Origin of the sequence: Streptomyces sp. NPDC020422 (assembly GCF_044386705.1) — a bacterium.
Classification (GTDB): domain Bacteria; phylum Actinomycetota; class Actinomycetes; order Streptomycetales; family Streptomycetaceae; genus Streptomyces.
This window is the reverse complement of record NZ_JBIRVJ010000001.1, coordinates 751687-767329: the sequence shown is the minus strand read 5'-3', so window position 1 is coordinate 767329 and position 15643 is coordinate 751687. Positions and strand designations below refer to the sequence as shown.

The 15643-nt window shown below is 74.8% G+C and carries 16 protein-coding genes; 8 read left to right on the top strand and 8 right to left on the bottom strand.

Annotated elements, in window-relative coordinates; translation table 11 throughout:
- Position 1 precedes the first annotated feature (1 nt).
- The gene (locus tag ACH414_RS03390; RefSeq protein ID WP_382535003.1) at positions 2-892 is read right to left on the bottom strand and encodes a YhjD/YihY/BrkB family envelope integrity protein; all 891 of its coding nucleotides are present in this window, start codon (positions 890-892) and stop codon (positions 2-4) included.
- A gap of 82 nt (positions 893-974) precedes the next feature.
- The gene (locus ACH414_RS03385) at positions 975-1448 is read right to left on the bottom strand and encodes a winged helix-turn-helix transcriptional regulator (protein WP_382535000.1); all 474 of its coding nucleotides are present in this window, start codon (positions 1446-1448) and stop codon (positions 975-977) included.
- A gap of 126 nt (positions 1449-1574) precedes the next feature.
- On the opposite strand from ACH414_RS03385, the gene ACH414_RS03380 reads away from it, so the two are divergent.
- A complete protein-coding gene (locus ACH414_RS03380) occupies positions 1575-2063 on the top strand; it encodes a PaaI family thioesterase (RefSeq protein WP_391768281.1) in 489 nt (162 codons plus the stop codon).
- 30 nt (positions 2064-2093) lie between these two features.
- On the opposite strand, the gene ACH414_RS03375 is transcribed toward ACH414_RS03380, so the two are convergent.
- Both ACH414_RS03375 and ACH414_RS03370 read right to left on the bottom strand, forming a co-directional pair.
- Complete coding sequence (locus tag ACH414_RS03375) at positions 2094-2462, bottom strand: luciferase family protein (RefSeq protein ID WP_382534996.1); 369 nt, start codon at positions 2460-2462, stop codon at positions 2094-2096.
- Positions 2463-2545: 83 nt separating this feature from the next.
- Positions 2546-3682, bottom strand: coding sequence for a PP2C family protein-serine/threonine phosphatase (locus tag ACH414_RS03370; protein WP_398940697.1), 1137 nt, complete (start codon positions 3680-3682; stop codon positions 2546-2548).
- 194 nt (positions 3683-3876) lie between these two features.
- On the opposite strand from ACH414_RS03370, the gene ACH414_RS03365 reads away from it, so the two are divergent.
- From ACH414_RS03365 to ACH414_RS03335, 7 genes are all read left to right on the top strand, one after another.
- Positions 3877-4746, top strand: coding sequence for an AAA family ATPase (locus ACH414_RS03365; RefSeq protein WP_382534992.1), 870 nt, complete (start codon positions 3877-3879; stop codon positions 4744-4746).
- Positions 4743-6137 (top strand): VWA domain-containing protein, encoded by a 1395-nt coding sequence (locus tag ACH414_RS03360; protein ID WP_398940696.1) that lies wholly within the window; start codon positions 4743-4745, stop codon positions 6135-6137. The genes ACH414_RS03365 and ACH414_RS03360 overlap by 4 nt, the downstream gene beginning before the upstream one ends.
- 48 nt (positions 6138-6185) lie before the next feature.
- The gene (locus ACH414_RS03355; protein WP_391768279.1) at positions 6186-6770 is read left to right on the top strand and encodes a nucleosidase; all 585 of its coding nucleotides are present in this window, start codon (positions 6186-6188) and stop codon (positions 6768-6770) included.
- Positions 6771-7005: 235 nt separating this feature from the next.
- Entirely contained in the window at positions 7006-7134 is a 129-nt protein-coding gene (locus ACH414_RS03350; protein ID WP_382534986.1) for a hypothetical protein, read from the top strand.
- Positions 7135-7265: 131 nt separating this feature from the next.
- Positions 7266-8396 (top strand): LLM class flavin-dependent oxidoreductase, encoded by a 1131-nt coding sequence (locus ACH414_RS03345; RefSeq protein WP_398940695.1) that lies wholly within the window; start codon positions 7266-7268, stop codon positions 8394-8396.
- Positions 8393-9757 carry an NtaA/DmoA family FMN-dependent monooxygenase gene (locus ACH414_RS03340; protein WP_382534982.1) on the top strand — a complete coding sequence of 455 codons (1365 nt, stop codon included), beginning with the start codon at positions 8393-8395 and terminating at the stop codon, positions 9755-9757. Before ACH414_RS03345 ends, ACH414_RS03340 begins: the two co-directional genes overlap by 4 nt.
- A 133-nt stretch (positions 9758-9890) precedes the next feature.
- Positions 9891-10109: a heavy-metal-associated domain-containing protein gene (locus ACH414_RS03335; protein WP_382534980.1), complete on the top strand. Its 219-nt coding sequence runs from the start codon at positions 9891-9893 to the stop codon at positions 10107-10109.
- 54 nt (positions 10110-10163) lie between these two features.
- Here ACH414_RS03335 and ACH414_RS03330 read toward each other — a convergent pair whose 3' ends face one another.
- The 4 genes from ACH414_RS03330 to ACH414_RS03315 form a co-directional block, all read right to left on the bottom strand.
- Positions 10164-12026 (bottom strand): alpha/beta fold hydrolase, encoded by a 1863-nt coding sequence (locus ACH414_RS03330; protein WP_398940694.1) that lies wholly within the window; start codon positions 12024-12026, stop codon positions 10164-10166.
- 199 nt (positions 12027-12225) lie between these two features.
- Complete coding sequence (locus ACH414_RS03325) at positions 12226-13371, bottom strand: PP2C family protein-serine/threonine phosphatase (RefSeq protein ID WP_382534976.1); 1146 nt, start codon at positions 13369-13371, stop codon at positions 12226-12228.
- A 39-nt stretch (positions 13372-13410) separates the two neighbouring features.
- The gene (locus tag ACH414_RS03320) at positions 13411-14931 is read right to left on the bottom strand and encodes an MFS transporter (protein WP_398940693.1); all 1521 of its coding nucleotides are present in this window, start codon (positions 14929-14931) and stop codon (positions 13411-13413) included.
- A complete protein-coding gene (locus ACH414_RS03315) occupies positions 14928-15545 on the bottom strand; it encodes a TetR/AcrR family transcriptional regulator (protein WP_382534972.1) in 618 nt (205 codons plus the stop codon). The genes ACH414_RS03320 and ACH414_RS03315 overlap by 4 nt, the downstream gene beginning before the upstream one ends.
- Positions 15546-15643 lie beyond the last annotated feature (98 nt).

The window sequence follows — 15643 nt, the reverse complement described above, 5'->3', positions numbered from 1 at the left end:
GTCACCCGCGCCGGGGGCCGGGGCCGACGGTGCGGCGCGCCTCGCGGCGCAGTCGGCGCAGGACGCGGCGCTCGTGGACGAGGCGTCCGACGAGGGCGCCTCCGTAGACGACGAAGCCGACGCCGACGAGCCAGGACTGCAGGACGAGGACGGTGCCGAACTGTCCGTAGGTGACGGCGTTGGAGGCGATGAGCGGGGAGAAGACGAACTGGGAGAAGATCCGCAGGCCGAGGAGGCCGACGGCGGTCAGGACGGCCCCCGGGAGCAGGGCGCGCCAGCGGATGCGGCCGCAGAGCAGGAAGCGCTGGGACCACCAGAAGAAGACGAAGGTGCCGACGACGTCTCCGGCGGCGACGAGGACGGTGCCGCCGGCGGGCGTCCCGTCGGCGGCCGGGTTGGCGACGAAGAGGAGCAGGGCGGCGACGAGGACGGCGAGCCAGACGACGTGGCGCCACATGGTGTGCCAGCGGGCGGTCGGCAGGTCCCAGACGCGTTCGTAGCCGGTCTGGACGGCCGAGCCGAAGGTCACGCCGAACGCGGCGAGGGCGGCCAGGCCGAAGGCGGTGGTGCGTTGCAGCGCCTGGCCGGGCTGGCCGAAGAGCCGTTCCACCTCTTCCTGGGAGACCTCGGAGACTCCCAGGCCCTGGACGAGCCAGCGGGCGAAGCCCTGGCCGCTGGCGAGGTCGGCGGCGGCCACGACGATGAGGAGCGGGACGAGGGTGAGCAGGCTGAGCGCCGCGAACCCCATGGCCCGGTGCATGAGCTCCATCTCGCGCCCGCGGTTCCAGGCGAGTCCGGCCGGTGAGGCGATGACGCGCGCGTGGAGCCGCTGGAACCAGTGGCCGTGCTCGGCGGGGGCACCGTCGTGCGGCGCACCGGAATTGGGGGGCATGCCTCGTCGAGTACCCCGCTCGTCGGCCGAACCCGTCCGGGATGCCGCCGAACGGGTGCAGGTGACGGTCCCGTTCCGGGGATCAGTCCTTGCGGGGGCGGGCGGCGGGGCCGGGACGGACGGTCACCTCGTACGGGGTGAGGGTGGCGTGTTCCTCGTCGGCGCAGACGACCTCGACGCGGACCGGGGCGCCGCATTCGGCGTGCCGGATGTCGAGCGGGGTGCCCTCGGGTTCGCCGGCGTGGCTGTCGCCCCACTGCTTGAGGGCGAGCAGGACGGGCCACAGGTCGCGCCCCTTGGGTGTGAGGCGGTACTGGGAGCGGGTGCGGGCGCCGGGTTCGCGGTAGGGCTCGACGCGCAGGATGCCGGCGGCGACGAGCTTGCGGAGCCGGTCGGCGAGGACGGCCTCGGAGAGCCCGAGGTGGCGGCGGAAGTCGTCGTAGCGGCGGACCCCGTTGAAGGCGTCCCGCAGGATCAGCAGGGACCACTTCTCGCCGACCAGGTCGAGGGTGCGGCGGACCGGGCAGTTCTCGGTGTCCATCTCCAGGTACTGCATCGTCACACTGTAGGCGGCTGGCTGCGATGTTGACAGTCAGCCGCGGATCCCTCTAGCTTCGATCTTCGAAGTCAGATCACGGGCGCGGCGGACCACGGACACGGGCCCAGGGCGGAAGGAAGCGCGATGGAGCGGTCACGGACGGTGCACTGGCAGGACGCGGCGGCCACCTCGGGCGCGGCGAGGACGATGGCGGGCCTGGACTTCCTCCGCGAGATCGCCACGGGCCGCCTCCCCGGCGCCCCGATCGGCGCACTGCTCGGCTTCGCCCTGGAGGAGGTCGAGCACGGCCGGGCCGTGTTCACCTTCGAGCCGGGCGAGGAGCACTACAACCCCATCGGCAGCGTGCACGGCGGTGTCTACGCGACGCTGCTCGACTCGGCGGCCGGCTGCGCGGTGCACTCCACGCTCCCCCAGGGCATGGCGTACACGTCGCTGGACCTGTCGACCCGGTTCCTGCGGCCGATCACCGTGGAGACGGGCAAGGTCCGCGCCATCGGCACGGTCCTGAGCCAGGGCCGGCGCACGGCGCTGGCCGAGGCGGGCCTCTACGACGACCAGGACCGGCTGCTCGGCCATGCGACGAGCAGCTGCATGATCTTCCCGATGGGCTAGGCCGCCGGGCCCGCCCGCCGGGACGGGTCGTCAGCAGCGGGTGCGGGTACGGGTGCAGTGGTCCGGGGCCGGGTCGTGGGCCGGATAGGGGGCGCCGGTGGCCTGGAGGGCGGCGCTCACCAGGGTCGCCAGCAGGTCGATGTCCGAGCCCATGTCCAGACGGACCGTCACCCAGCCGGACCCGGCCCGCAGCCGTAGCGCGCTCGACCCGAGGAGGGCCGGGCGCAGCCGGGCGATCATGGCACGGGTGAGGTGGACGTCGGCCTCGTGTTCGCCGTGGAAGTGCACGATCTCCTGCGTGGCGGTGCGCAGTCCGAGCCCGCCGCCACAGGGCGCGGGGTCGGCGATCAGCGAGGGCCAGCTCATCAGGCGTTCACTGGCGTGCCTGGCTGTGTTCATACGAGGAGCGTGCCGCTCCCCGGGAACGTGCACAAGCGTCCTGGCGAAAGAATCCCGCCGAGGCGTGAAACAGCCGACTCGGTTCAGGGCGCGGGGCGTTCGCGGACCCGGGCGGCGAGCACCGCGACGTCGTCCTCGGCGGTGTGGGCGTCGAGCCGCCGGAGCACCTCGTCGACGGCCGCCTCGGGCCCCGACCCGGGTGGCAGCCGCAGTGCGGCGAGGCGGGCCAGGGAGTGGTCGATGTCCTCGCCGCGCCGTTCGACCAGGCCGTCGGTGAACATCAGCAGGGTGTCGGCGGGGGTGACCGTGCGCACGGCCGGCTCGTAGCCGCCGAGGCCGGTGCCCAGCGGCGGGCCCACGGGGAGGTCCACCAGTTCGGCGGTGCCGTCGGCGGCGAAGACGACCGGCGGCAGATGGCCCGCGCTGGCGAAGGTCGCGGTGGAGCGGGCCGGGTCGACCTGGATCAGCAGGCAGGTCGCGGGGCGGCGGCCCTCGTCCTCGGCCACGACGGCGTCCAGCTGGCGCAGCACCCGGTGCGGGGGCAGATCGGTGGCGGCCACCTCGCGCAGGGCGCCGCGGTAGGCGTTCATGTCGACGGCGGCGTCCAGACCGTGCCCCATGACGTCGCCGACCACGAGCAGGCTGCGCCCGAAGTGCAGCCGGACCGTCTCGAACCAGTCGCCGCCGACGAGGGTGCGGGCACCCGCGGGGAGGTAGCGTCCGGCGATCTCCAGATTGGGGTGGGGCCGGCCGGGCTCGGCGACCAGGGCGCGCTGCAGGTGCAGGGCGGTGGCCTCGGTGGCCGCGAGCCGGCGGGCGTGGCCGAGGTGGACCGCGGCGAGCCGAACGGCGTGGGCGACCACCGCGCTCTCGTGCGCGGTGAAGGCGCGGCCGGTCCTGGCCACCCGCACCCGGCCCAGCTCCCGTCCGTCCCGCGCCGGCATCGGGAGCACGAGCACCGCGGGGGCGGCCGAGTCGTCCAGGAGCGCGGTCTCGCCTGCCGCGGCCCGCAGGGGCGGGGCGCCGTCCGGCATCGCCAGCTCGACGAGGGCCGCGTCGGCCGTCCACCGGGCGAGGAAGGCGGCCAGCTCGGCGCAGACGGTCCGTTCGTCGAGCGCGGTGCCGATCTCGGCCGCCGCGTGTTCCAGCGCGTCGAGCCGGGCGAGCACGGCCTCGTACTCCTCCGCGGGCACGGCCCGCTCCCCTGCTCGCTCCGCCACCACACCTCCACCGCCGATCCCCTCGACCCCATTCCATCAGCGGCCCGCCGCCGGCGCGCGCGGCACCCCCGGACCAGCGACGGGTCACCGTCCGTGAGGCCCTGGGCGGCTCCTGACCCGTCGACCTCCCGGGCCGCGGCCGGTACGCTGCGACTACTCGCCGGTAACTCACCTTGCACCTCGGGGGAACAGCAATGACGACCGGGTACTTCCACTCCGTCGACGAGGTCGCCGAGCGGCTCGCCGCCACCGGTTATCTGGCCTCGCCCGCCGTCGCCACCACGGTCTTCCTCGCCGACCGGCTCGGCAAGCCGCTGCTCGTCGAAGGACCCGCCGGCGTCGGCAAGACCGAGCTCGCCAAGGCCGTCGCCGAGGTGGCCGGCGCGCGACTGGTGCGGCTCCAGTGCTACGAGGGCGTCGACGAGTCCCGCGCCCTGTACGAGTGGAACCACGCCAAGCAGCTGCTGCGGATCACCGCGGGCCGCGGCGAGAGCTGGGACGAGACCCGCACCGACATCTTCGGAGAGGAGTTCCTGCTCCCCCGCCCGCTGCTCACCGCGATCCGCTCCGAGGAGCCGACGGTCCTGCTCGTCGACGAGACCGACAAGGCCGACGTCGAAGTGGAGGGGCTGCTCCTGGAGGTGCTGAGCGACTTCCAGGTCACCGTGCCCGAGCTCGGCACCGTCTCCGCCACCCGCCGCCCCTTCGTCGTCCTCACCTCCAACGCGAGCCGCGAGCTCTCCGAGGCGCTCCGCCGGCGCTGCCTCTTCCTCCACATCGGCTTCCCCGAGGAGGAGTTGGAGCGCCGCATCGTGCGCAACAAGGTGCCCGGCATCGACGAGGCCCTCACGGCCTCGGTGGTGCGGGTGGTGGGCGCGCTGCGCGCGATGGACCTGCGCAAGGCGCCCTCCGTGGCGGAGACCGTCGACTGGGCCCGCACCCTGCTCGCGCTCGGCGCGGACACCCTCTCCGAGGAGGTCGTCCGCGGCAGCCTGGGCGTGATCCTCAAGCACCAGGAGGACATCCTGAAGGCCGCCGCCAAGCTCGACCTGGACGCGCTGTGACCGTCGCCGACCGGGTCACCGACCTGGTGCGGGCGCTGCGCGAGCACGGCTTCGGGATCGGCACGGGCGAGACCGTCGACGCGGGCCTCGCGCTCGAAGCGGTCGGGTTCGAGGACCGGGAGCGGATGCGGGCGGCGCTGGCCGCGACGCTCCTGCACGGCGAGGACCGGCGCCCGGTGTTCGACCGGGTCTTCGACGTGTACTTCCCGCTGGTCGACGGCCCGCCCACGGCATCGGGCGCGGAGGACGGCGCCCCGGCCGGCGATCGCCCCGCCGATGCCGCCCGGCTGCGCGAGCTGCTGCGCGAGCGGCTCGTGGCCGCGCTGGCCGCGGACGACGGCGCGGCACTGAACCGACTGGCCGGTGAGGCGGTGGGACAGCTCGGCGGATACGGCTCCTCGCCGGGGTCCGACGGCTGGTCCTCGTACCAGACGCTGTCGCGGCTGCGGCCCGAGACGCTGCTCGCCCGGGTCAGGGCCGCGCTGCGGGAGGGCGGCGACGGTGCGCCCGCGTTCGCGGACCGGCTGACCGACGACGAGATCCGCCGGCGCATCGAGGCCTTCCGCGCCCGTGTGCGCACCGAGGCGCGCCGCCGGGTGGCCGAGCGCCGGGGCCGCGACCAGGTGGCCCGCCGGGCGGTCGGCACGACGCCCGACCGCGTCGACTTCCTGCTCGCCGGGCGGGACCAGCTCGACGAGCTGCGGCGTACGGTACGGCCGCTGGCCCGCCGCCTCGCCACCCGGCTCGCGGCCCGCCGGCGCCGGGCCGCGCGCGGCGAGATCGACCTGCGCCGGACCCTGCGCCGCTCGCTGTCGACCGGAGGCGTGCCGATGCGCCCGGTGCTGCGGCAGCGGCGGCCCGGGCGTCCCGAGCTGGTGCTGCTGTGCGACGTCTCCGGCTCCGTGGCCGGTTTCGCGCACTTCACGATGCTGCTGGTGCAGGCGCTGCACGACCAGTTCAGCCGGGTCCGCGTCTTCGCCTTCGTCAACCGCACCGACGAGGTGACGGACCTGGTGGCCCGGGGCCGGGCGGATCCGGCCGGTCTGGGCGAGCGGATCCTCGCGGAGGCGACGCTCACCGGCTGGCACGGGCAGAGCGACTACGGGACGGCGCTCGACGAGTTCACCGAGCGGTACCTGGACGCGGTGGGCCCCCGTACCGTCGTGTTCGTGCTCGGCGACGCCCGCACCAACAACAGCGACCCGCGGCTCCCCGCGCTCAGGCTGATCGCCGAGCGGGCCCGCCGGGTGTACTGGCTCAACCCGGAGCAGCCCTCCCTGTGGTCGACGGGCGACTCGGTCGCCCTCGCCTACGCCGAGCTCGTCGACATGCGCCCCTGTCGCAACGCCCGCCAGCTCGGGGAGCTCATCGGCCGGCTGCTCCCGGTCTGACCGGCATCGAGCGTCTCTCCGTCCGCCGCACCGGGTAGCGTGAGCCGCATGGAACTCATCGGTGAGATCACGGCCGACCGCCCCCTGTTCGTCCTCGCGGTCAAGGAGGAGGCGCAGCACCTCGACACGGACCTGCCCGTCCTGCTCACGGGCATGGGCAAGGTCAACGCCGCGACGGCGCTCTCGACGGTGCTGGCCCGCGGACCGCGTCCCTCCGAGGTCGTCAACCTGGGCACGGCGGGCGCGCTGCGCCCCGGCTGGACCGGCACCCACGTCGTCGGCACGGTGATCCAGCACGACCTGGACGGCGAGCTGCTCGCCACCCTCACCGGCGAGACGTACGGGGCTCCGCTGACCCTGCCCGCCGGCGGCGACGTGGTCCTCGCCACCGGCGACGCCTTCATCTCCGATGAGGCCGCGCGCGCCCGGCTCGCGGCCCGTGCCGCCCTGGTGGACATGGAGGGCTACGCCCTGGCGACCGCCGCCGCCCTCGCCGGCGTACCGGTCCGCCTGGTCAAGCACGTCAGCGACGAGGCGGGCGAGGGTGCGGCCCGCAGCTGGCGCGAGTCGGTCGCCGACTGCGCCCGCGCCCTCGCCGACTGGGCGGCGGCCAACACGCCGTACCGAGCCTGAGCCGACCCGCCTGCCTGCTTGCCTTCCTGCCTGCTTGCCGGTCGGCCTGCCTGCCTGCCGGCTTGCCTGCCTGGACACGGGTGTCCCTCCGCCGGGCCCCGGCCCCGTCCCGCCGCCCGCCACGGGCCGCTGGCCGCGGACGAGTTGGCCGTGTCCACCAGGCAGAAGCACCTTGACAGTCCGGAAGCGTGCCTGCCTAAGCTGAGGCCTCCCGTTCCGGACCCTGGAGGCTCCCGTGCACGCACCGATCGCCGCGCCGCGCCGCGCGCGTGGTGACGTGTGGGCGGGCGCCCTGCTGAGCTGCCGGCGGCACGTCGACTTCTGCCGCACCGCCTCCGCCATCTGTCCTTCCGCACAGCGCTGAATCCCACCCCGTCGCCGCGCCCGCGCGCGGCCTCGGGCCGCCGCGTGCCCTGCCGTGTCCTGCCACGACCCTTCGTCGTGGAGAGGTCCCGCGCGCCGCCGCGTTCCGCCGTGTCTTCCGGAAGGACCTCCATGCCTCACCCCGCCCTGCACCTGGCCGTCGAGATCGACGGTGACGGTGCCCATCCCGCCGCGTGGCGCCGTGCCGCGCACGCGCCCGGCGAGCTGCTCACGCCCCGCCGGATCGCCAAGGTCGCGGCCGTCGCCGAGAACGCCGGGTTCACCCTGGTCACCCTCGACGACTCCGTCCTGCCGCCCGCGTCCGCCGCCGTCGGCGGGCCCGCGGGACGGATCGGGGCGGTCGAGCGGGCCGCGTTCATCGCCGCGTCGACCAGCGTGATCGGCGTGGCGCCCGTCCTGGCGACGACCTACGCCGAGCCGTTCCACGTCTCCACCCGGCTCGCCTCGCTCGACCACGTATCGGTGGGCCGGGCCGGCTGGGTGCTCGGTCTGGAGGGGAGCCCGGAGGCGGCCCGCGCCTGGGGGCGGCCCCGCGTCGAGGGCGAGTCGGCGCTGCGCCGCGAGGCCCTGGACGGCCTGCAGGTGGTGGGGGACCTGTGGGACTCCTGGGAGGACGACGCGGTCATCCGGTCCGTCGCCACGAGCCGCTACCTCGACCGCGAGCGGCTGCACTACATCGACTTCGAGGGCGAGACGTACAGCGTGAAGGGCCCGGCGATCGTGCCCCGCCCGCCGCAGGGCCGCCCGGTCGTCCTCGCGCCCGCCGGCCTCGTCCCCGCCGGTCTCGTCGACGTGGCGCTCGTCGAGGGCTCCTCGCCCGCGCAGCTGGGCTCCGCGGCGGCCGCCTCCGGTGCGCCGCTCGCCTTCGCCGAGATCGAGGTCGCCCTGGACACCCCCGGCGAGACGGCCGCCGAACGGATCGCCGACCTCGACCGGTTCGCCCCCTGGGACGAGTCCACGGGCCGCCCACCGGGCCGGCTGCGGTACACCGGCTCCGCGGCGGGACTCGCCGATCTCCTGGAGGAGCTGAGCACCCTCGTCGACGGCGTGCGGCTGCACCCGCTGGTGCTCGACGAGGACCTGGCCGTGCTCTCCCGGCTGGTCCTGCCCGACCTGTTCGTACGCCGGGTCGCCGCGCGGCCCCTGCCGGGCACCACCCTGCGCACCACCCTCGGGCTCCCCCGCCCCGAGAGCCGTTACGCGACCGCCACCGCCGCCACCACCCGGGAGGGGAACCGATGACCGGCACCGACCCGTACGACGTCCCCCGCCCCGACGCCCAGCTGCACTTCGGCGTCTTCTTCCAGGGCGTCAACCACTGGACCATCTGGTCCGACCCGGCGAGCGGCTCCCAGATCGACCCGGCCTCCTTCCGCAAGGTCGCCCAGACCGCCGAACGCGGCCTGTTCGACGCCTTCTTCCTCGGCGACGGACTGCGGCTGCGCGAGACCGACGGGCACATCCACGACCTGGACGTCGCCGGGCGTCCCGACTCCCTCGCGCAGCTCTCCGCGCTCGCGGCCGTCACCCACCGGATCGGTCTGGTCTCCACCTCGAACACGACCTTCAACGAACCGGGCGACCTCGCGCACCGGCTGGCCGGTCTCGACCTGCTCTCGCAGGGCCGGGCCGGTTGGAACGTCGTGACCACGGACAACGCCTGGACCGGCGCCAACTTCCGCCGTGGCGGCTTCCTCGACCACGCCGACCGCTACCGCCGCGCCGAGGAGTTCCTCACCGTCGCCCGCGCGATCTGGGACGGCTGGGCGGACGGCGCGGTGAGCGAGTCCGTCGACGCCCGCACCTGGTCCGTGCCGGGCACCATCGGGCGGGTCAGCACGGCGGGGGCGCAGTTCGACGTCGACCTGGTGCCGGCGCTGCCGCGCAGCCGCCAGGGGCACCCGGTGATCTTCCAGGCCGGCGACTCCCCCGACGGCCGGGACTTCGCGGCCCGCAACGCGGACGTCATCTTCTCCGCGCACGGCACGGACTTCGACGACGCGCTCGGCTTCGCCGAGGACGTCCGCGGCCGACTGCGCGCGGCCGGGCGTCCCGAGGACGCGCTGCGCATCCTGCCGGGCACGGAGATCATCATCGGGGCGACCGAGAAGGAGGCGGAGGAGAAGGCCCGCTGGGTGCGCCTCGAACAGGTCACCCCGGCGACCGCCCTGGCCGTCGCGAGCCGCCTGTGGAACCTCGACCTGTCGGAGCGCGACGCGGACGGGCCGCTGCCCGCCGAGGACCCGGTGGTCGTGGAGAACACCGGCGCGTTCGGCTCGGCGCGGATCGCCGACCCGCGGGGCGTGGTCGCCCGGTGGCGGGAGAAGGCGGAGGCCAACGGCTGGTCGCTGCGGGAGACGGTGATCGAGCTGGGTCCGCAGCGCGGGCACGTCGGCACGCCGTCCGGACTCGCCGACCGGTTCGCCCACTGGGTGCGGCACGGCGCCGTGGACGGGTTCAACATCTCGCCGTACCTGATCCCGGACGGCCTGGACGACATCGTGGAGCTGCTGGTGCCGGAGCTCCAGGAGCGCGGCGTGTACCGCACCGCGTACACCGGGACGACGCTGCGGGAACACCTGGGTCTCGCCCCGCTGGCCTGACGCCTTCGACCGGGTCCGGCCGCGTGGCCGGACCCGGTCGGCCGGAACTCCTCCTTGCGCGGTATACCCCCCGGGGGTACAAAGGATCACGGAATACCCCCACGGGGTATCGCGCCACGCTCAGGAGGTTTCCATGTCCGCCTACTCCACCACCTACAAGGTCTCCGGCGTCAACAGCGGTCACTGCAAGGCGATCGTCTCGGAGGCCCTGCGCGGCCTGGACGGCGTCGACACCGTGCACGTGGAGATCTCCACCGGCCTGGTCACCGTCAACACCGGCGCCGAGCCGGACGACGCGCTGATCTCCGAGACCATCGACGACGCCGGCTACGACTTCCACGGCCGCGTCTGACCCCCGAACCTCCGGCGGAGGGGTCGGGCAGCGCGCGCGGCTCCTCCGCCGCGCTCAGCCCAGCGGGAGTTCGAGCAGCGCCGGCGCGTCCTCGGCCGAGGAGACGACCGTCCCCGTCCACACCACCGACACGTCCGCGTACAGCGGGTCCTTGCTGTCGATCACCAGCATCAGCCGGTGCCCGTCCGGGAGGTCGTAGGCGGCGGCCTGCAGCCGCCAGTCGACGCGCCGCTCCCGGCCCGGCGTCAGGCCGTCGACGTTGAGCGGCTCATGGGTGATGATCCGGGCCGTCTCGTCCTCGGCGACGTCGAAGAGATAGGCGAAGAGACTCGCCGACGGGGCCGTGGAACGGACGGTCAGCCGCAGCCGCGGGATGCCCCGGATGCGCCGTGCCGCCGCCCCGCCGCCGGCAGGGGCACCGGACAGCGGCTCCGAGACCCACACCAGGGCGTGGGTGCGGTCGACCTTGCGGGTGTCGTAGACCTTCGGACTGCCGGCCCACTCCTTCTTGCCGGTCTCCATGATCCGGTCCATCGCGGTGGCCACGGTGTCGACGCCGGCGACGAAGGAACGCTCCCAGCCCACCGGGCCCGCGACGCCGGCCGGGACGAGCCCGCCGTCGGCCCCGCCCCCGCCGCCGGGCGTCAGGGCGAGCAGTTCGGTGCCGGTGGTCACGTCGCCCCACTCCGCGCGGCTCTCGCGCAGCGCCGGTTGGACGATCTCGTGGACGCCGGTGGGCTGCCCGGTCTCCGGGTCGCGCACGGGGACCGTCCGGTACGTGAACATCACCTGGTTGACGATCGCGGGCCAGTCCTCCACCCCTTTGCGCTCGCCCTTGAGGTGGTGGTCGAGCCAGGCGTACGCCTCCTGCAGGGGGATGTTGACGTCGCCGGGCTTGGCCGGCGGGGCGATGAGACCCGCTCCCTCGGGGGCGGCGTGGTCGCCGATCCACATGTTGAGCCGCTTGGGCACCCGGAGCACGTCGAACGTCTCCACGACCTGGTTGGCGGCGAACAGGCCCTCGTGCCAGGTGTTGCTGTAGAACGTCGGCGTGCCGTGCTCCTCGGTCTGCGCGACATACGACCGGGGCGCGCGCAGGCGGCCCCACGCCACCACGGCGTCCATGTTCCGCCCGGCCAGGAAGTCCTCCAGGATCGCCCGGTTGCGGTCGTCGAACTTGTCCTCCGGCGAGCCGCCGGTCAGCTTCAGCAGGGCGTTGACGGCCGCGACGTGGCGCACGCCGTTGTCGTAGAGGGCGGTGGCGAGGTCGCCCCAGGTGCTGAGCGCGACGACCGCCTGGACCCGGTCGTCGTGTGCGGCGACGAGCTGGCTGATGCCGGAGCCGTACGACTCGCCCAGGAAGCCGATGGCGGTGGGGCCGAAGTGGTCGACGGCGTAGTCGATGACGGCCGAGCCGTCCGCCCAGTCGTTCGGCCCGGCGACGTCGACGAACCCCTGAGAGGTGGAGGGCAGGCCCGGGAGACCGAGGCCGCGGGGCGTGTACGCGATGACGTGGTAGCCCTTCATCGCGAGGGTGAGGTACGCGTACATGAAGGGCGCCCAGCCGAAGGGCGACCAGCCGGCCGGGAGGACGACCAGGGGGTGCGGCCCGGGGGCGAGCTGCCGGAGCGTGAACGCGGAGAGCCGGATGCCGTCGTCGGCCTCGATCGCGGTGAGGTGCGGGAGGGCGATCCCCCGCACCTGGCCGACGAGTTCGGCGAGCTCGTGGGTGAGCAGGTCCGTGCTGCCGCCGGGCTCCATGGCGGCGGCCAGGGTCTGGCCGATCCGTACGGCGTCGGGGTCGACGGTCCCGTCGGCGGCCCACAGGCCGTTGGCGGCCACATGGGCGAGGTCGGCATCCGTGACGGCCTCGGTGACGAGCGAGCTGAAGGTGTTGTCCGTGGTGTCTTCGGGCACGTGCACCCGTTCCTCTCGTCTGGTCCGGTGGTTCCGTACGCCGGGTGTCCGCATTGCGGACGGATGACGCACGGCCAGCAAGCCTGGTCCATTGCGGACAGAGCCACCAGAGAGCGCATGAAGGGCGCTTGAGACACCCAACCGGGGCACCGGCGACACCGGCCGCCCGAATTCCCACGTTTGAAACGGCCCCGGCCCGCTACCGCAGAGCCGCGACGGCGGGCGCGCCGGTCGCGGCGGCCGGTTCCGGCAGGCGTACGAGGAGCAGCGCGGCCACGTCGTCGTCGAGGCCGTCCGCGCCGTAGGCGGCGAGGTCGTCGTGGAGCAGCGGGAGGACCCGGTCGCCGGGCTCGTCGGTCCAGCCGCCGAGCCGTTCCTCCAAGGGATAGAAGACGCCCGCCCGGTCCCGGGTCTCGCTCACCCCGTCGGTGAACAGCAGCAGTCGGTCCCCGGCGCCGAACGGCACCTCCTCCACCCGGTGCCGGGAGGCGTACAGGCCGGCCAGGTTGACGGGCAGCGACGGGTCCGTGAGCTCGACGGTCCGCACCCGCCCGGCGTGCTGGAGGAGCGGGGCGGGGTGGCCGCAGCTGAGCAGCCGGACGACGTCCTCGTCGTCGGGGAGTTCGAGCAGCAGGACGGTGGCGAAGCGCTCGGCGGCGTCGGAGTCGGGGTCCCAGGCGCCGTAGCGGGCCAGGCCCTCTTCGAGGCGGTCGGCGAGTGCCGGGAGGTCGGGCGCGTCGGTGACGGCGGCACGGTAGGCGCCGAGCAGCACGGAGGCGCTCTCCACGGCGCCGAGGCCCTTGCCCTGGACGTCGCCGAGCATGACGCGGACGCCGCCGGGGACCCGTACGGCCTCGTAGAAGTCGCCTCCGATCCGGGCCTTGGCGGCGGCCGCGACGTACAGCAGGTGCAGTTCGACCCGGCCGAGCCGTGGCGCCAGCGGGCGCAGCACCACCCGCTGGACGACCTCGGCGACGGCCATCACCTCGCGCATGTCCTGCTCGTAGCGGGCCCGGACCCTGCTGACCCAGACGGCGGCGGCGGTGACGGCCGCCAGGACGGCCTCCGCCGCGATGATGTCCTGTGCGGGATCCCCCTGCGCCACGGCCAGCACGAGGCGCAGCGCCATCCCGAGGATCCCGATGGCGATCGTGCCGCGCGTGTTCCAGGTGACGGCGGCGAGCGCGGGCCCGACGACGAGCAGCCGGTCGAAGTGCTGCCCCTGCGAACTCACGAGATCGGCGACCACCACGAGCGCGAGGGCCAGCAGCGGCAGCACGAGGCCGATGGTGACCTGCGCACGCGCCCCCTTGGGCGGAGGGAGACGGTGACGAGCTGTGGGCATTGCCCGATGGTACGTAGCGTGCGGGGGCCGGGCCGGGCGTTACGGCGCCGGTGGCGTGTCTGCGCGCCGGGGCGTACGGGGCCGGGCACCCGGCAGGCCGAGCGCGGCCGGCACGGCGAGCGCGGCGACGGCCGCGAGTGCGGGCAGTGCGGTGCCGGAGGCGAGGAGCAGCGTGGCGAGGGCGACTCCGAGGACCGGGCCCGTGTTCATCGCGGTCTGCTGGAGCCCGCCCGCGACTCCGGCGTGCTCCCGCGGCGCCCGGTGGACGACGACGGAGGTCGCGGTGACCATGACGGCCCCGAAACCGGCACCGATCAGCGCGGCGCACCCACCGGTCGCCGGACCGGAGGCGGTCACGCTCGGCTGCCCCAGCAGGAGCACGCCGGCGGCGGTGAGGACGGCCCCCGCGACGGCCGTGGCCCGCGCGCCCAGGCGCCGCTGGACGAGGGCGCTGAGCGGCGCCGCCGCCACCATCACCAGGGCGAGCGGCAGCATCCGCAGACCGGTGTCCAGCGGGTCGAGGCCGAGGGTGTCCTGGAGGAGGTAGGTGGCCACGAACAGCGTGCCCGAGAGGGCCGCGGACACGGCGAGCAGCGCCCCCAGCCCGGCCGTCACGGGCCCGGGCCGCATCATGCCGGGCGGCAACAGGGGGTAGGGAGCCCGCCGTTCGTGCCGTACGAGGAGCCCGGTGGCGCCCGCGGCGACCACGAAGGCGAAGGGGGCGCCGGTGACGAGCCCGTGGACGAGCCCGGCGAGGGCGAGCCCCAGGAGGCAGGCGCCGGGGAGGTCCAGGGCGGTGAGGGCGGGAGGGAGGCCGGCACGAAGGCCGGGGCCGGGGCCGGTGCTCGGGCGGGCGTGGGGGGCGGGGCCGGAGAGAAGGTCGCCGGCCCGGGCGGGGCCCGCGGTGGACCGCGATCCCCCGACGGTCGCGGCCCCGGCCGGCACCGCACCCGCCGGGACGGGCGTGGACCGCCGCGCCTCCGGCACCGCCAGGCACAGCAGGGCGAGGGCCGTCGTCGGGGCCACGCCGAGCAGGAACACCGCGCGCCAGCCGTACGCCCCCACCAGCGCGCCGCCGACCAGGGGCCCCGCGGCCGCGGCCAGGGCGATGGCGCTGGTGCGCAGGGCGACGGGCATGCCGAGGCGGTCGGGCGGAAAGGCGCCGCGCAGCATGCCGAGCGTGGCGGGCTGGAGCAGGGCGCCGGCGGCTCCCTGGGCCACTCGCAGGGCGATCACCCAGCCGATTCCGGGCGCGGCGGCGATCCCGGCGGAGGCGCCCGCGAAGCCGAGGCAGCCGAGCGCGAAGACCCGGCGGTGCCCGTACCGGTCGCCGAGTCGGCCCGCGAAGACCAGCAGGCTGGCGACGGCCACGAGGTAGCCGGTGCTGGTCCACTGCACCTGCCCCAGGTCGGCGTGCAGGTCGCGTTGGAGGGCGGGCTGGGCGATGGTCAGCACGGTTCCGTCGAGGGCGACGACGGCGGCGCCGACGACGCTGCAGGTGAGGGCGAGGGCGCGGTGCCGGCCGGCGGCCGTGGTGGCCGTGCTGGTCGTGGTGGTCACCGGGCGTCCCCCGCCGGGCCGAGGTGCGCGAGGAGCGCCGCGGCGAGCAGCGGCTCCACGTCGTCCGCACCGGTCGCCAGGCGCAGGCTGCCCCAGCGCCACAGTTGGGCGATGCCGTGCAGATTGGCCCAGAGCGCACCGGCGGCGACGGCGGGATCGGCGTCCGGGCGGGCCTCGGCCACCAGGGCGCCGAAGTGCGCGAAGAGCGGCAGGCTCGTGTCGCGGAGTCCGAGCCGGCCGCTCTCCAGCAGGTCGTGGCGGAACATCAGCTCGTACATCCCGCCGCGGGTCCGCGCGAAGTCGAGGTAGACGCGGGCGAGGACCTCGATGCGCGCCCGGGCGTCTTGCACCCCCGCCGCCGCCCCCGTCCCGGCCTCCGCTCGCGCCACGCGTTCGCCCAACTCGCGGAATCCCTCCCGGGCGATCGCCGAGAGCAGGTCGAGATGGGTCGGGAAGTGGCGGCGGGGCGCGCCGTGGGAGACGCCGGCCCGGCGGGCGATCTCGCGCAGCGAGAGGGCTTGGACGCCTTCGGCGTCGACGAGCTCGACACCGGTCCGCACGAGCCGGTCGCGGAGCCCCGTGTCGGAGGCGTTCTCGCGGAGGGGAGAAGTCATGAGGTCCTGTGTAGCCGATCTTCGTAGACAGTGCCTACCCTTTCCCTACAGGGAAGTAGACAGCGTCTACGAAGCTGGTCGGCTGATCCGTTACACTG

Excerpts from the sequence above, each read along its gene's own strand:
- ACH414_RS03390 (WP_382535003.1), bottom strand. The coding sequence starts at position 892 with ATGCCCCCCAATTCCGGTGCGCCGCACGACGGTGCCCCCGCCGAGCAC.
- ACH414_RS03385 (WP_382535000.1), bottom strand. The coding sequence starts at position 1,448 with ATGCAGTACCTGGAGATGGACACCGAGAACTGCCCGGTCCGCCGCACC.
- ACH414_RS03380 (WP_391768281.1), top strand. The coding sequence starts at position 1,575 with ATGGAGCGGTCACGGACGGTGCACTGGCAGGACGCGGCGGCCACCTCG.
- ACH414_RS03375 (WP_382534996.1), bottom strand. The coding sequence starts at position 2,462 with ATGAACACAGCCAGGCACGCCAGTGAACGCCTGATGAGCTGGCCCTCG.
- ACH414_RS03365 (WP_382534992.1), top strand. The coding sequence starts at position 3,877 with ATGACGACCGGGTACTTCCACTCCGTCGACGAGGTCGCCGAGCGGCTC.
- ACH414_RS03355 (WP_391768279.1), top strand. The coding sequence starts at position 6,186 with ATGGAACTCATCGGTGAGATCACGGCCGACCGCCCCCTGTTCGTCCTC.
- ACH414_RS03345 (WP_398940695.1), top strand. The coding sequence starts at position 7,266 with ATGCCTCACCCCGCCCTGCACCTGGCCGTCGAGATCGACGGTGACGGT.
- ACH414_RS03340 (WP_382534982.1), top strand. The coding sequence starts at position 8,393 with ATGACCGGCACCGACCCGTACGACGTCCCCCGCCCCGACGCCCAGCTG.
- ACH414_RS03335 (WP_382534980.1), top strand. The coding sequence starts at position 9,891 with ATGTCCGCCTACTCCACCACCTACAAGGTCTCCGGCGTCAACAGCGGT.
- ACH414_RS03325 (WP_382534976.1), bottom strand. The coding sequence starts at position 13,371 with ATGCCCACAGCTCGTCACCGTCTCCCTCCGCCCAAGGGGGCGCGTGCG.
- ACH414_RS03315 (WP_382534972.1), bottom strand. The coding sequence starts at position 15,545 with ATGACTTCTCCCCTCCGCGAGAACGCCTCCGACACGGGGCTCCGCGAC.